The following is a 14,475-nucleotide window of genomic DNA, read 5'->3' as shown; positions in this document are numbered from 1 at the left end:
CATGTATCTCGCCACCACGGACGCGGCTGCCACGGCGAAGGTGACGCGGGGCCGCGTCGGAGGGCCGGTCCTGGCCCTCGGCGCGGTCAGCCTCGTCACCGACATCTCATCCGAGATGGTCACCGCCGTGCTGCCCCTCTACTTCGTCATCCAACTCGGCCTCTCCCCGCTCCAGTTCGGCTTCCTCGACGGCCTCTACAACGGCGTGACCGCGCTCGTCAGGCTGCTCGGCGGGCACGCGGCCGACCGCGGCGGACGGCACAAACTCGTCGCGGGATGGGGCTACGCGCTCTCCGCCCTCTCCCGCATCGGACTGCTGCTCGCCGGCGGCGGCACCCTCGGCATCGGCGCCTCGCTCGCCGCCGACCGGATCGGCAAGGGCGTACGCACCGCACCCCGCGACGCGCTGATCTCGCTGAGCGCACCGCCCGACGCACTCGGCCGGGCCTTCGGCGTGCACCGCGCGATGGACACCACCGGCGCGCTGCTCGGCCCGCTCGCCGCGTTCGCGCTGCTGTGGGCCACCGCCGACGCCTACGACGCGGTCTTCGTCGTGAGCTTCTGCACCGGCCTGCTGGGCGTCCTCATGCTCGTCGCCTTCGTACCGGGACGGGACGCCGTGCCCGCGCCCCGGCCGGCGCCGGCAGCCGCGCCCAAGCCCCGTGCCGCGCTCCTCGCACCGCTGCGCGACCCCGCGTTCCGGCGCATCTTCGCCGCCGCGGCGCTGCTCGGGGCCGCCACCATCGGCGACTCGTTCCTGTACCTGCTGCTGCAACGCCGGCTGGAGTTCGCGGTCAGCTGGTTCCCGCTGCTGCCGCTGGGGGCCGCCGCCGTCTACCTGCTGCTGGCCGTGCCCGCCGGCCGTCTCGGCGACCGCATCGGGCGGCGGGTACCGCTCCTCTGCGGCCACGCGGCGCTGCTCGGCGGCTACCTCCTGCTGCTGACGACCGAGGCCGGGCTGCCGCTGCTGGCCGCCGTCCTGCTGCTGCTCGGCGTGTTCTACGCGGCCACCGACGGCGTGCTGATGGCGCTGGCCGGTCCGGTGCTGCCCGCCGCGCGCCGGGCGAGCGGGATGGCGCTGCTCCAGACCGGCCAGGCACTGTGCCGGCTGCTGGCCGCTGCCGGATTCGGCGCCGCCTGGACGCTCTGGGGCACCCGCCCCGCGCTGCTCGCCGCGGTCCTCGCGCTGGCCGCGGCGCTGGCCGTGTCCGCCGTCCTGCTCCCCCGCACGGAAAGGCACCGTCCCGCGCATGAACCCACCCGACCGTCCGCTCCGTGAGGCGGTGCGCCCGGCGCCGCCCGCACCGCCCGAAAGCCCCGCGGGCCGACCCGCCCGCCGCATCGGCACCCCGTCGCTGCGCGCCCGGATCACCGCCGTGGCCGTCGCCGGAGTGCTCCTGGCGGGCATCGCCGTCGTCTACACCGTGGGGGCCGCCCGGCGGGCCGAACCCGCCGACCCCGTATCGGCGTTCGGCATCGGCCACGGACAGCTGTACTTCCGCAGCACCGGCGCCGGCTCCGGCCGGATCGCCCACCTGCCGGCCCCGGCCGCAGGCATCACCCCCGCCACGGAGGGCCGCGCGTCCGGACCGCACCGGACGACGGGCGGCCCCCGCTGCGAACGCTTCTACGCCGCCGCGGACACCGCCCTGTGCCTCCAGCGCCGCCCCGGCATCCCACCGACGTCGTACGCCGTGGTCCTGGACCGCAAGCTGCACGAGAAGCGCCGGATCGCGCTGACCGGCATCCCCAACCGGGCCCGGGTCTCCGCGTCCGGACGGATGCTCTCCTGGACGATGTTCGCCACCGGCGACTCCTACGCCACCACGTCCTTCTCCACCCGCACCTCCCTTCTCGACACCCGCACCGGCTACCTCATCAAGAACATGGAGGAAATCCCGCTCACCCTCGACGGCCGCCGCTACCACTCCCCCGACGTCAACTACTGGGGCGTCAGCTTCGCCCGCGACGACAACACCTTCTACGCCACCGTCTCCACCCGGGGCTCGACCTACCTCGTCCAGGGCGACCTGCGGAAGTGGACCGCGCACACCCTCCGCGAAAACGTCGAGTGCCCGTCGCTCTCCCCCGACAACACCCGGCTCGCCTTCAAGAAACGGGTCCGCGACGGCGCCCGCGCGCCCTGGCGGCTGTACGTACTCGACCTGCGCACCCACCGCGAGCGGCCACTCGCCGAGACCCGCAGCGTGGACGACCAGGCCGCCTGGCTCGACAACGGCACGCTGGCCTACGCGCTGCCGGGCAAGGAGAGCGGCAGCAGCGACATCTGGACCGTCCCCGCCGACGGCCACGGCTCCCCCGCCCTGCGCGTACCGGACGCCTCGTCCCCGGCGCGGGTGCCCTGAGCCGGTGCCGCCCCCGGCGGGACGTGCGGCGGGCCCGCGGCGCACAATCGAAGGGTGAACGAAGCGGAGACGGGCAACGGAAGGACCGGCGCGCGGGGCAACGGCGGCCCTGCGCCCGCCGCGGTCACCGGCCGGGGCGAGGGCGGCGATCCGGCCTGCTGGCTGGACCGGGTCTGCGACCGCTGCGGCCGGATCGACGACCGGCCGGGCGACGGCGGCTGCCGGTACTGCGCGGCCGACGAGGAAGCCGCGGCGGCGACGGCGGGCGGCGCCCCGTCGCGCAGGCGGGACCGTGACGCGCAGGGCAAGGCCCGCAACGCCAGGCCGCGTGACGGGCTCGGCCGGCCGCTGCCGTACGGCACACCGGGCGTGGACCGGCAGCCCGAGGGTGTGGTGCGCCCGCCGCACGCCTCACTCGCCGAGGCACAGCGGCTGCTCGACGCGGGGATGCCGTTCCACGCCCACGAGGTCCTGGAGGACGCCTGGAAGGCGGCGCCGGAACCGGAGCGCGAACTGTGGCGCGGCCTGGCCCAGCTGGCCGTCGGCCTCACGCACGCCGCCCGCGGCAATGCCACGGGCGGCGTCGCCCTGCTCGACCGCGGCGCCGCGGCCCTCACTCCGTACGCGGACACCGCGCCGTACGGCATCGACGTCGCCGGGCTGACCGCCTGGGCCCGGGAGCTGACCCGGCGCCTGCGGCAGCCACCGCAGACGCCGGTCCCGGCAGCGGCCACGGCCCCGCGACTGCGCCGCTGAGCCGCTGAGCCGCTGAGCCGCCGGGCTACCGGGCTACGGGGCTTCCGGGTCGGCCGCCCGGCGTCTGGCGTGCATCCGCCAGGCCAGCGCGGCGCCCATGGCCAGCACCGTCGCGCCGACACCTCCGGCCCACAGGGCCAGCGCGTTGCGCCACGGCGAGCCGCCCCGCTCGTCGGTCTGGGTGGTGTGCGCCGCGGGCTGCACCGCTGGCCCCTGCGCCACCGCACGGGTCATCGAGCTGATCGGCTCGGCCTTGTCCACGCTCGCGAATCCCCAGTCCAGCAGGGCACCGGCCTCCTTGTAGACCCCGTTGGCCTCGCCGGAGCGCGGGTTCATGACGGTCACCAGCAGGGTGTGGCCGTCCCGCCTGGCGGCGGCGATCAGCGTGTTGCCCGCCTGCGTGGTGTAGCCGTTCTTGACGCCGATGATCCCCGGGTAGCGGGGCAGCCCGTCAGCTCCCGACAACAGCCGGTTGGTGTTCTCGATCCGGGTGACGCCGTCCGCGGTGGGGAAGTCGGCCTGCGCGGTGGAGCAGTAGCGCGCGAAGTCGGCGTTGGCGAGCCCGGCGCGGGCGAAGACGGTCAGGTCGTAGGCGGAGGACACCTGGCCCGGTGAGTCGTAGCCGTCCGGGGACTCCACCGTGGTGTCGTCGGCGCCGAGCGCGCGGGCCTTCTCCTGCATCTCGCGGGCCGTGGCGCCCCAGCCGCCGTTCATCGACGCCAGGACGTGCACCGCGTCGTTGCCCGACCGCAGGAAGACGCCGCGCCACAGGTCGGCCACCGTGTAACTGCCGCCCTCCGCGACCCCGACGAGGCTGCTGCCGGTGCCGACGCCTTCGAGGTCGGCTGCGCTGACCCGGTGTACCGAATCGGCGGCGAACTTCGGCAGGGCGGTCACGGCGAACAGCGTCTTCAGGGTGCTGGCGGGCGGCAGCTTGCGATGCAGGTCCTTGGCCGCCAGGACGCTGCCCGAATCGGCGTCGGTGACCGCCCAGGACAGCGCCGAAAGACCGTCCGGCAGCTTCGGCACCCCGGGGACATCGGCCACCTGCACCCCGGCCGCGGACGGCTCCGGAGGGCGGTGTGCGGAGGTGCCCGCGAGGGCCGGGGCCGGTATGAAGGCCAGGGACAGGCCGGTGGCGGCGATCACCGCCAGCGCACCGGTCCTCCGGGAAAGCGCGTCAATTGCCATGCCGTCACGCTAGGAAGGGCCGGGGCGCCACGCAGGACGGCTGCGCCAGACGGCCCAAGCGGCGGCACCGGTCACCGGCGTGTCGTGGACGACAACGACCCGCCCGGTGCGACGGGGGATGCACACCGGGCGGGTCTCAACACCTTTCTACCTCATGACAGAACACTTACGCCGCAGAAAACTTGTTCGTCTTCGGATTACCAGGCGACAGGGAGCGAAATCAGGCCACGCGCGCGCAGCGTACGGCGGTGCCGCAGCTCCGCGCGCGGCACGTCGAGCCGCAGCCCGGGGAAGCGCTCGATCAGCGCGGCCAGCGCCGTCGCCGTCTCCATCCGGGCGAGCGGCGCGCCCAGGCAGTAGTGGATGCCGTGGCCGAGCGCGAGGTGCCCGGAGAGGTCACGGCCGGGGTCCAGGGTGTCGGGGGCGGGGAAGCGTGCGGGGTCGCGGTTGGCGGACGCGAGGGAGAGCAGCACGCAGTCGCCCGCCGGGATCCGTACGCCGCCGATGTCCAGGTCCTCGCGTGCGAAGCGCCGGATGGACAGCGACGCCGGGGATTCGTAGCGCATCAACTCCTCGATGAGCGTCGGCAGTTCGGCCGGATTGCGGCGCAACTGGTGGAGCTGTTCGGGGTGGTCGAGCAGGGCCAGGACGGCAGTGCCGATGAGGTGGACGGTGTTCTCGTACCCGCCGAACAGGATCAGGAAGGCCAAGGAGGTCAGTTCGTCCTCGGTGAGCCGATCGCCGCCCGGTGCGGCGGGGTCCGCTTCCTGTGTGTCGCGTACCGCGATCAGCTCGGAGAGCAGGTCGTCGGCGGGGTGGGCGCGCTTGGTGGCGATCAGTCCGGTGAAGTAGGCCGTCAGCTCGCCGATCGTCTGCTTCATCAGCTGCGGGCGGGTGGGGTCGGGGGTGATCAGCGTGTCGGTCCAGGCGCGGAAGTCGCGGCGGTCGGCGCGGGGGACGCCGAGCAGGTCGCAGATGACGACGATCGGCAGATGGCCCGCGTAGTCGGCGATCAGGTCCGCGCGGCCCGCCGGTTCGATCGCGTCGAGCAGCTCGTCGGCGACCCGCCGTACGGGGGTGCGCAGCGCCTCGACGTGGCGGGTGGTGAACGCCTTCACGACCAGCCTGCGCACCCGGGTGTGGTCCGGCGGGTCCATGTTGAGGAGGTTGGCGTCCAGGGCGGGCGGCAGCGCGAAGCCGCGGTAACTGCCGGGTGTGGCATGGCGTTTGTCGAGCGAGAGCCGGGGGTCGGCGAGTGCGCTGCGGACGTCGTCGTAGCGGGTGACCAGCCAGGCCGGCTGCCCGTCGGGGGCGGTGATGCGGTGGACGGGCCCGCTCTCGCGCAGCGCGGCGTACGCGGTGTGCGGATCGTCGAGGAGTGCCGTCACGTCGGCGGTGGTGTCGGGGCCGGTCCCGGCGGTGTTCTGCATGGTGTCCGACTCTAGAGGAGTGGCCGTCCGGGGCACCCCCGGGCGGCCACCCACCGTCGCGGTGCGGTCAGTTGTCGTCGCCGCAGACCTTCAGGACGGCGCTCAGCACCTCGATGCTGTGGCTTGTCGCCTCCCCCCTCATGAGGACGGGCCGCGGGCGGCAAGCGCGGCCGGCGCGGCCCCTGTCACCGGCGGCACCGGCTTCGATGCCGGTGCCGCCGGTGCGGTACGGGCGGCCCGGACCCCCGTGCCGGGCCACCCCGTCTGTGTGCCGCGGTCAGTCGCGTGACACCGTGCTGCGCTGGCGCAGTTCGGCGAGCACGGTGTCGATCAGCGGCGAGTGGTACACATCGGCGACGAGCGCCAGATGCTCGTATTCGGCGGCGAGTTGGGCGGACGCGCCGGGCCTGGTGACGACGACGCTGTCGGCGCCGTGCACGGGCACGTGGCCCACCGCGCGGTTCTCCAGGCCGCGGCGCAGCGCGGTGGCCTCGGCGACGGCCGCGAGCTGCCGTTCGTCGGGCACCACGGGGCGGGCGCGTTCGCAGGCGATGTCGAGGGCGTCGGACTCGACGTGGCGCCGGATGCCGCGCTGGATGTCCCGGATTTCCGCCATCTGACGGTTGGCGCGCCACTCCAGGTCGGCGAACGGCCGGCGCGCGCCGTCCATCGTGACCTCGGGTGCCTGTGCGGTGACCAGGCGCCAGAGGGGGGTGAGGCGACGGAGGCGGCGCCAGGCGGCAGCACGCGGGCCGACGGCCGGCAGCGCGAAACCGGCGAGGACGAGGATCGCGGCGACGGATGCGCTGAGCGGTGCCACGCCGTTGGAGAGCCAGGGGGCGGGGTGTCCCGCCCAGGACAGCGCGAAGCCGGTCAGCTTGCAGGCGCAGTAGAGCAGGCCGAGCCAGCAGCCTGCGGAGAGCACCCGCAGACCGCGGGCCAGCCAGGAGGTGCCGAGCCTGGCGGCGTAGCGCGGGCAGAGCGTGCCGAGTGCCGCCAGGCTCGCTCCGAAGATGGCCAAATACAGCCCCAGGAAGAGCATCACGCCGGGAGAGCCGGTGTAGGCGGTACTGAAGTCGCGGGGGTGCTCGACGGTGTCCGGGCGGCCGACGGCGAAGCCCGTGACGGCCACCGCCCAGAGCGCGGCGACGACGGCGACGGTCCAGCGGGCCCGTACCCGGGCGCGGGCGCGCGTGTCGGCGCCTTCGCCCGCCGCCCAGCGCAGCAGCAGCACCTGGGCGCCGACGGCGAACACCACGACGGCGGAGTAGAGGAAGACCATGGCGAGGTTGGCCACGCCGAGGAGCCGGTCGAAGGCGCGGTAGAGGCTGGGCGCGGAGAACAGGAAGACCGTCGCGACGCCGCCGGTCATCACGCAGGCCAGGCCCAGGTCGGCGTTGCCGCGGTCGCGGAACCAGGCGACGGCCTTGTAGCCGACGAGGGTCCAGGCGACGGCGGCGAAGCAGAGGTAGATGACGTCAAACACGGGGCTCACCGCCTGGGGTACTGCCGCCGTCACCGGCCGCCGCGGCGCGGGGTTCCGCGGGTGCGGACCTGAACTCCCCCTGTTGTCTGAGGTGTTGCAGGGCGGGCCCGAGCGCGGCGGCCAGGACGGCCGCCTGGCCCTCCGGTGGGAGTGCGTCCTCCTGGGCGGGCGGGGCCACCCGTTCCATCAGCAGCGTGCCCAGCACCTCGGTCTCCCGTTCGGCGGGGTTGTCGTAGCCGTGGTGGCGGGCGAAGCCCACGGTCAGGCCCATCCGCCGGATGGCCGTCGCGGCATCGACCGACGGGGTCCACAGGCGCAGGGCGTCCTCGGTGACCGCCGGGTCCTGGCCGTGGCCCAGGAGGAGATGGCTCAGTTCGTGCAGCACGATGTGGGCCTGGTGCCAGGGGGAGGTGCGGCTTTCGTAGAAGACCCAGTAGGCGTCGTCGGTCGCGGCGGTCATGCCCGAGACCACGCCGCCGAGGCTCATCGGCACCATGTGGACCGGCCGTTCGACCCGTGCGCCGACGATGTCGCACATTCCCCGCAGATCGATCGCGGCGGGCAGTGCCAGCTCCTTGATCAGCTGCTTGCACCGCCGCCGTATCTGCCCCAGTCGCATGCTCATCCCGTCGTCGTGCTCCACCCGCCGCCAGGTGGCGAAGATCCCGTCGCGCTCGGCGGCCCGCACCGCTTCACCCGCCACGCACCTCACCGCCCTGGTCCGGCAGGTCGGCCGGCAGGTCCATCTGCCGGCGGAACTGGGTGATGATGGTGGTGAGGCTGTCCTGCACCTCGGGCGGCAGGCCGACCGAGCGCAGCGCGATGGCGCGGACCCGCTGGTCGCGCATGGCGGCGAGGAAGCGGACCTCTTCCTCCACCCGCTCGGCCTGCGGCTGGGAGAGGTCCCCGATGAGGTAGCCGACCGGCACCCCGAAGAACTTGGCGAGCGCCCTGAGGACTTCGGGCGACGGGTTGGTGCGCTTGCCGTTGCGCAGCATCGAGAGGTACTGCTCGGTGAGCCGCACGCCGCCGTACGTCTGCGCGTCGCCGCTGATCTCCTCGGCGACGTACGCGTTGGTGTAGGGCGCCCCCGGCGGGTGCATGTGCGCGAAGAGCCGGCCCAGCCGGTCGCCCAGCATGCCCCGCTCCGTCTGCTCCCCTTCACCGTCTGCCGCCGCCATCCCCCACCGTCCCTCGCCCGTGCTTGCCGGCCTGCGGACAGCGGTGTGCGTGGATCGTTCCCCGGCTGCCCGGCGCCGCCCCCTGCGGTTCCCAACGGCCGGTTAAGTCCGCCGGGTTCCGCGTGCACATCCTGTCACGGACCGATCACTCCGCACCAGTGCCGATACGGACGACTGGGAGACCGGATCGGTCAGGAAGGGGACGTTGTGGCCTTAACGGGGAGTTGAGTCGGCCCGGAACCGGGTGCGTGCTCCGGGTGCCGTCTCCTCGCCCGTCCCCCCCAGGAGGGGGTGCAGGCCGTCCGGTCGCGGCGTTTCAATGGGGGCAGCCGGAAGGACCCGCCGGGACCGGGGGTGTTGTCGCACTCCCCGCCGCCCGCCCCGTCCCTCCCCCGGCGGTGATCAGGACGGCCCTCGCCCGTCCCGCCGCCCCCCACCGAGGAGAGGATCACCCGTGTTCCGTGCATCGCGTTCGCGCCATACCGCCGCGCGGCCGGCCTCTCCCGTCGTGCCGTCGTCCCGCCGCCTTCGGGGCGGTGCGCCGTGCCCGGCATGACGATCACGGTGTACCGGGTCGATCCCGACACCCGCCGGCGCACCGACGTCAGCGCGCTGTCGGTTCCGCAGGCGGTGGCGCCGCCACAACTGCCGCAGGTCAGCATGGCGTTCCCGCCGTGCCGGTGTGCGCGGTGCGGTGGCCGGGCCGTCCCCTCCCCGCTCCCGCCGCCCGTCGGACCGCACCGTACGGCGTCCCGGGCGCTGCCCTGAGCGGGCTCTTCTACCGCTCCGCGGCGGACGGCGACGCAGTGGTGACGGGATGCACCTCCCCCTCCCGTACCGGTCGCCGCCGCGGAGCACGGCGCGTCGGCCCCGTCCCCCCGTGACGGCGGGCCGACGCCCGGAGGGGGCGGGCCCTGGAGTATCCCCCGACTCCGGCCCTGCGGGCCCGCCCCCGACCGCGGAACCTCTGACTCCGCTCCGCTCCTCCCCCGCTGTTCCCCAGGCCCCCGGCCGGCGCTCCCCGCGCCCGCCGGGGGCCTTTCGACGCCTGCCCGCACACCGCCTCCTGAGGCTCGCGCCCGACCCTCGATTCCCCTCCGTTAACAGCGAGTTGATGGTTCGTTACGCGGCTCCTGATGTGCGGACCCGACTCTTGTCGACGTGCAACCACCACGGCAGAGCACCCCTGGACAGGACACCGTCGCCGGTGTCCTGCGGCGACGCGCCCGGAGCCATCCGGAGCGCCCGTTCCTCTCCTTCCTGGACGAGTCCAATACGGTCACGAGCATCAGCTACGGCGAGATGGACCGGCGCGCCGAGCGGATGGCCGACCTGCTGGCCAGTCGGGGCATCGGCCCCGGCAAGCGCTTCCACGTCCATCTGACCAACCGCCCCGAGTTCTTCGACGCGTGGTTCGGCGCGGCGAAGGCGGGCGCCGTGATGGTCCCCACCAACCCCCTCTCCACCGCCGACGAACTCGCCTACGTCCTCGCCCACGCCGAATGCCGGCTGAGCCTGACCCAGCCCGACCTGCTCACCACCGCGCAGGTCGCCGCCATCTCCGCCCCGTGCTGCGAGCAGTTGCTGGTGGCCGGGACGGATTCGCTGGCCAAGGCGCTGGCCACCGCGCCGGTACGGACCGCGCGTCCGGCGGTCGGTCCGTCGGCGCCGCTGGGCGTGCTGTACACATCGGGCACCACCAGCCGCCCCAAGGGCGTGGTCGTGCCGCACGCGGCGTATCTGCACTCGGGCGAGGTGGTCGCCCGGCATCTGCGGCTGCGCCCGGAGGACCGGCAGCTGATCGTGCTGCCGCTGTTCCACGGCAACGCGCAGTACTACTCCGCCATGTCCGCGCTGGTGTCCGGCGCGTCGATCGCCCTGACGCCGCGGTTCAGCGCCTCCCGGTGGTCCGAGCAGGCCGCCCGGCTCGACGCCACGGTGGCGAGCCTGTTCGCGGCGCCCATCCGCATGATCCTGGCGCAGCAGCCCACCGCGCACGACATCGCGCACCGGCTGCGGGCCGTGCTGTTCGCGCAGAACGTCACCGACGACCAACTCCACTCGTTCGAGCGGCGGTTCCGTGCACCGCTGCTCCAGCTCTACGGCATGACCGAGACAGTCGCGCCGCCGCTGATGAACCCGCTGTACGGGCGGCGCCGCAACCAGAGCATGGGGCGTCCGGTGCCCGGTGCGCGGCTGCGGGTGGTGGACGAGCGGCTGCGGGACGTGGTGCGCGGCGAGACCGGCGAGCTGCTGGTGGGCGGGGTGCCGGGGCGGACGCTGATGGCCGGCTACCTGGGCGACCCCGAGGCGACGGCCGCGGCCGTCGGCGGCGGCTGGCTGCGTACCGGCGACCACGTCCGGGTGGACGCGGACGGCTATGTGCACTTCGTGGACCGCGGCAAGGACGTCATCAAGCGGGCCGGCGAGAACGTGTCGTCGAGCGAGATCGAGCGGGTGGTCAACGCGCACCCCGCGGTGTTCGAGTCGGCCGTCGTGGGGGTTCCGGACGCGATCCGGGACGAGACGGTGAAGGTCTTCGTCGTGACCAACGGCCAACTGCCGCTGAGCGAGCGCGAGTTGATCGAGTGGTGTGCGGCCAGGCTGGCGCCGTTCAAGGTTCCGAGCTGTGTGGAGGTCGTCGAAGGACTGCCACGCACTTCGGTAGGCAAGATCCGCAAGCACCTGCTTCGCGGCAGCTGAACCGGCGTGGCGGCCACGGCCGCGAGCGCCGTCTTCTTTCCCTTCAGTAACGCTTTCATCCGTCAACATCAGGGAGTACCCGTGGAATTCAAGCGCACGGTAGGTACGCGGCGGACCACCCGCTACTACCAGGCATGGCGCCCGGTGGAGAAGCAGAAGATCCAGAAGATCCTGCACGCGGCGCGGCTCCAGTCGCACCACGGCAATGCCCAGGAGGTCCGCAAGGCCGTCGTCGTCACCAAGGGCGAGACGCCCGACGCGGTGCGCGACGGCCTGATCGACGCGGTCTACAACCAGCCGCAGGCCCACCAGGCGCCGGTCGCCATCGTCTGGTGCACCGACCTGGCGGGCTGGGAGCCGCTGCGCCCCACGCTGCTCAAGCTCATCGAAACGGGCTCCCTCACCTCCAGCTACGGCTGGAGCGAGGAGTTCGTCGACAGCGTCGTGATGAAGACGCCGGACTTCAACGTGCTGGCCGGTGACATCGAGTTCGCCAAGTGGCTCAGCTCCTTCGAGTGCGGCCTGGGTGTCGGCTCCGCGCTGCTCGCGGCCACCGACGAGGGCCTGGGCACCGGCCTGGTCACCGGCCGCCGGGACCAGATCCGCGAGCTGCTGAACATGCCCGAGAGCGTCATCCCGACCCAGATCCAGCTGGTCGGCTACGCGGCGGAGAGCATCGAGGCGGGCGGCCAGCGGCCTCGTCCCGACTTCGAGCAGCTCTACTTCGACGGCACCTGGGGCAACAGCATCCAGGGCGACCCCGAGGTGGTGGACGAGCTGGCCGAGGCCGGCATGATCCAGACCGCCGCGCCCCTCCCGCACCGCAAGGCGGAACTGCGGGCCCTCGCGGGGATGTTCGGCCTTCCCGAGTGAGAAATGAGGTGACAGCGGAGGTCGCGGCGCCCGCGCCGCGGCCTCCGGCCCGCCCCGACGGCCCGGAGGCGGTCCGCAGGCTGGCGGAGGCGCGGATCCCGACCGTCCACGGTGAGCTGCGCTGCCTGGCGTACGCGGCGGCGGACGGCGCCGAGCATCTCGCGTTCGTGGCCGGCGAGGTGGCAGGTGCGGGCGACGCGCTGGTCAGGCTGCACAGCGAGTGCGCCACCGGGGACCTCATGGGGTCGCTGCGCTGCGACTGCGGCGGGCAGCTCGACGAGGCGCTGCGGCTGGTCGCGGGCGAGGGCCGGGGCGCGGTGATCTATCTGCGCGGCCACGAGGGCCGGGGCATCGGCATCGCCGCCAAGCTGCGCGCCTACCAGCTCCAGGACACCGGCCTCGACACCGTGGACGCCAACCTGGCCCTGGGACTTCCGGTCGACGGGCGGGACTACGGGGCGGGCGCGGCGGTCCTGCGCGATCTGGGGATCGCCGGGGTGCGGCTGCTCACCAACAACCCCGACAAGGTGGCGGCGCTCGCCCGGCACGGGGTGCGGGTGTCCGCACGCGTGCCGCTGGTGATGCCGTCCCATCACGAGAGCCTGCGCTATCTGCGGACCAAGCGGTCCCGGATGGGGCACCTCCTTGACGACATCGACGAAGCCGGCTGAGGAAGACCATGACCGACCCGACCTTTCACGACCTGATCACCGTCAAGCGGTACGCGGCGCACCTCGCCGACCTCGAACCGAAGGACCGGGACACCAGGCTCGGCACGCTCGCCGAGTTCGCCGAATTCGTCGGCAGGACCCCCGACGAGATGGTGGCCGAGATCTTCAACGAGGAGACCCGCAAGTACCGCAAGCGCGGCTTCTACAGCGACCGTGTCAAGGAGTTCTCCGCCGCGCTCGACGGGCCGCGCAACCGCCAGCTCTTCCGCGGCAACGTGATCCGCGCGTTCTTCATCGCCAACGGGCGCCGGATTCCCCCGGAGCAGCCGGACTGGATCTGATCCGCCGCGGCGCCTCCCGGCCCCGGTGTCGGGCCGCCGTGCCCGTGCGCGGCGGCCCGCGGACGTTCCTGACCGCCAACTCCTCATGCAGCGGCGCCCGTACGGTGCCCACCCCGAATGGAGCGGACCCTTGACCCGTCAGACGCATCCACTCGACGCTCTCCTCGGCATCCGGTACGAGGAACTGTCCGCGAAGCGGGTGATCACGTCGCTGGTCCTGTCGCCGCGGATACACGGGCCTGCGGGGGCCGTGCACGGCGGTGTCCTGGCGGCGCTCGTGGAGAGCGCGGTGTCCGCCGGCGGGGCGCTGAACGCCGACGAAGGGCGGTCGGCCGTCTGCGCCGAGACGCAGATGCACCACATGCGGCCGGTCGTCTCGGGGACGCTGCACGCCTGCGCGGTGCCCGTCCACTGCGGTTTCACGCAGCAGTTGTGGTCGGCGGAGGTCTTCGACGAGCGCAACCGCCTGGTGAGCTGTGCGACCGTCCAGCTGCTGAACGTTCCGGACCACGGGGGTCCGGTGCAGGAGAGCGTGCCGGGGCCCGTGGAGTGACGGTCACCGCACCGCACCGAAGCCCGCCCCGGGAGGTCCTGGGGCGGGCTTCGGTCGTACGGCGGACTTCCGGATCGGGCCGGATCGGGCCGGATCAGGCCGGGCGGCGGCCCCAGGCGCTGACCATCAGCGGCCCGAAGCCGACCGTTTCGCCGTCGTGCCACTGCCGGTTGAAGGCGTCGAGGTCCGCCTGGGTGAGCAGTCCTTGGGCGAGCATCCGGGGGGCGAGCTGGCCGATCCACATCTCCCAGTCCGGCTGGCCGCGCTCGGTGTCGGCCTGCGCCGGCATCGCCACCGCCTGGATCCCGATGTCGGTCAGCCCTGCCTCGCGCAGCTGCCGCGGCACCTTCCGGCCGTACCAGGCGTCGTAGGCGCTGCCCGCGTACAGCTTGTGGCAGGCGGCGACGACCCGCTCGTGGGCCTCGGACGGGGGGTCGATGGTCAGCACCGTGGACCAGTCGAGGTCTTCGACGACCACCCAGCCGCCCGGCTTGGCGGCGGCCGCCATCGACCGTACGACGTCGGCGGGCCGGTGGAGGTGCTCCAGGATCAGCCGGGCGTGCACGAAGTCGAACCGGCCCTCGGGCAGCGGCTCGGCCGTGACGTCCATGGCGCGGACGGTGAGCGGGCCGCCGGCCAGCGGCTCCAGGAAGCGGGTGTCCGCGTCGACCGCCAGCACCTCGCCCTCGGGGCCGACCCGTTCGGCGAGCATCCGCACGATGCTGCCGGTGCCCGCGCCCACGTCCAGGCAGCGCCAGCCGGCGCCGAGACCCAGCCGGTCGCAGATCTCGGTGGTGCCCTGGTCGTAGAAGGCGGACAGGCTTTCCAGACGGTCGCGCTCGTCGGCCCACGCCGGGTCAAGGATGTAGCTCATGGGGTTGCGTACCTCTCGGATGGTGATGGTGCCGTCCACGGCCGGCCCTC

The 14,475-nt window shown here is 73.4% G+C and carries 14 protein-coding genes and 1 pseudogene; 9 read left to right on the top strand and 6 right to left on the bottom strand.

What is annotated here, in order from left to right; genetic code table 11:
- The first annotated feature begins 1 nt into the window (after nucleotide 1).
- The 3 genes from ACIBK8_RS06470 (at nucleotide 2) to ACIBK8_RS06460 (ending at nucleotide 3,122) form a co-directional block, all read left to right on the top strand.
- The gene (locus ACIBK8_RS06470) at nucleotides 2–1,279 is read left to right on the top strand and encodes an MFS transporter (RefSeq protein WP_399040447.1); all 1,278 of its coding nucleotides are present in this window, start codon (nucleotides 2–4) and stop codon (nucleotides 1,277–1,279) included.
- Nucleotides 1,251–2,366, top strand: coding sequence for a TolB family protein (locus ACIBK8_RS06465; protein ID WP_399040445.1), 1,116 nt, complete (start codon nucleotides 1,251–1,253; stop codon nucleotides 2,364–2,366). The genes ACIBK8_RS06470 and ACIBK8_RS06465 overlap by 29 nt, the downstream gene beginning before the upstream one ends.
- Nucleotides 2,367–2,558: 192 nt before the next feature.
- A complete protein-coding gene (locus ACIBK8_RS06460; protein ID WP_399040751.1) occupies nucleotides 2,559–3,122 on the top strand; it encodes a DUF309 domain-containing protein in 564 nt (187 codons plus the stop codon).
- 33 nt (nucleotides 3,123–3,155) lie between these two features.
- On the opposite strand, the gene ACIBK8_RS06455 is transcribed toward ACIBK8_RS06460, so the two are convergent.
- From ACIBK8_RS06455 to ACIBK8_RS06435, 5 genes are all read right to left on the bottom strand, one after another.
- Nucleotides 3,156–4,313 carry a D-alanyl-D-alanine carboxypeptidase family protein gene (locus ACIBK8_RS06455; RefSeq protein ID WP_399040444.1) on the bottom strand — a complete coding sequence of 386 codons (1,158 nt, stop codon included), beginning with the start codon at nucleotides 4,311–4,313 and terminating at the stop codon, nucleotides 3,156–3,158.
- 197 nt (nucleotides 4,314–4,510) lie between these two features.
- Complete coding sequence (locus tag ACIBK8_RS06450; RefSeq protein ID WP_399040443.1) at nucleotides 4,511–5,743, bottom strand: cytochrome P450; 1,233 nt, start codon at nucleotides 5,741–5,743, stop codon at nucleotides 4,511–4,513.
- A gap of 277 nt (nucleotides 5,744–6,020) precedes the next feature.
- Nucleotides 6,021–7,229, bottom strand: coding sequence for an MAB_1171c family putative transporter (locus tag ACIBK8_RS06445; RefSeq protein ID WP_399040441.1), 1,209 nt, complete (start codon nucleotides 7,227–7,229; stop codon nucleotides 6,021–6,023).
- Complete coding sequence (locus ACIBK8_RS06440; protein ID WP_399040750.1) at nucleotides 7,222–7,842, bottom strand: hypothetical protein; 621 nt, start codon at nucleotides 7,840–7,842, stop codon at nucleotides 7,222–7,224. The genes ACIBK8_RS06445 and ACIBK8_RS06440 overlap by 8 nt, the downstream gene beginning before the upstream one ends.
- A 79-nt stretch (nucleotides 7,843–7,921) precedes the next feature.
- The gene (locus ACIBK8_RS06435) at nucleotides 7,922–8,410 is read right to left on the bottom strand and encodes a helix-turn-helix domain-containing protein (protein WP_393681587.1); all 489 of its coding nucleotides are present in this window, start codon (nucleotides 8,408–8,410) and stop codon (nucleotides 7,922–7,924) included.
- Between the two features lie 552 nt (nucleotides 8,411–8,962).
- Here ACIBK8_RS06435 and ACIBK8_RS06430 point away from each other — a divergent pair.
- From ACIBK8_RS06430 to ACIBK8_RS06405, 6 genes and pseudogenes are all read left to right on the top strand, one after another.
- Nucleotides 8,963–9,178 carry a hypothetical protein gene (locus ACIBK8_RS06430; protein ID WP_399040439.1) on the top strand — a complete coding sequence of 72 codons (216 nt, stop codon included), beginning with the start codon at nucleotides 8,963–8,965 and terminating at the stop codon, nucleotides 9,176–9,178.
- A gap of 393 nt (nucleotides 9,179–9,571) precedes the next feature.
- Nucleotides 9,572–11,113, top strand: a complete 1,542-nt coding sequence (locus tag ACIBK8_RS06425; RefSeq protein WP_399040438.1) for an AMP-binding protein — start codon at nucleotides 9,572–9,574, stop codon at nucleotides 11,111–11,113.
- 81 nt (nucleotides 11,114–11,194) lie between these two features.
- Nucleotides 11,195–11,986, top strand: a complete 792-nt coding sequence (locus tag ACIBK8_RS06420) for a nitroreductase family protein (protein WP_399040437.1) — start codon at nucleotides 11,195–11,197, stop codon at nucleotides 11,984–11,986.
- 71 nt (nucleotides 11,987–12,057) lie between these two features.
- Nucleotides 12,058–12,657: pseudogene (gene ribA, locus ACIBK8_RS06415) on the top strand (GTP cyclohydrolase II); the annotation flags it as partial.
- Between the two features lie 8 nt (nucleotides 12,658–12,665).
- Nucleotides 12,666–12,998: a hypothetical protein gene (locus ACIBK8_RS06410; protein ID WP_399040436.1), complete on the top strand. Its 333-nt coding sequence runs from the start codon at nucleotides 12,666–12,668 to the stop codon at nucleotides 12,996–12,998.
- A gap of 130 nt (nucleotides 12,999–13,128) precedes the next feature.
- The gene (locus ACIBK8_RS06405; protein ID WP_399040435.1) at nucleotides 13,129–13,551 is read left to right on the top strand and encodes a PaaI family thioesterase; all 423 of its coding nucleotides are present in this window, start codon (nucleotides 13,129–13,131) and stop codon (nucleotides 13,549–13,551) included.
- 94 nt (nucleotides 13,552–13,645) lie between these two features.
- Here ACIBK8_RS06405 and ACIBK8_RS06400 read toward each other — a convergent pair whose 3' ends face one another.
- The gene (locus tag ACIBK8_RS06400; protein ID WP_399040434.1) at nucleotides 13,646–14,425 is read right to left on the bottom strand and encodes a methyltransferase domain-containing protein; all 780 of its coding nucleotides are present in this window, start codon (nucleotides 14,423–14,425) and stop codon (nucleotides 13,646–13,648) included.
- Nucleotides 14,426–14,475 lie beyond the last annotated feature (50 nt).

It is taken from the genome of Streptomyces sp. NPDC050161, assembly GCF_044460025.1.
In the GTDB taxonomy this organism is placed as follows: domain Bacteria; phylum Actinomycetota; class Actinomycetes; order Streptomycetales; family Streptomycetaceae; genus Streptomyces.
The sequence above is the reverse complement of the archived record's forward strand: the minus strand, read 5'-3'. Positions and strand labels throughout refer to the sequence as shown.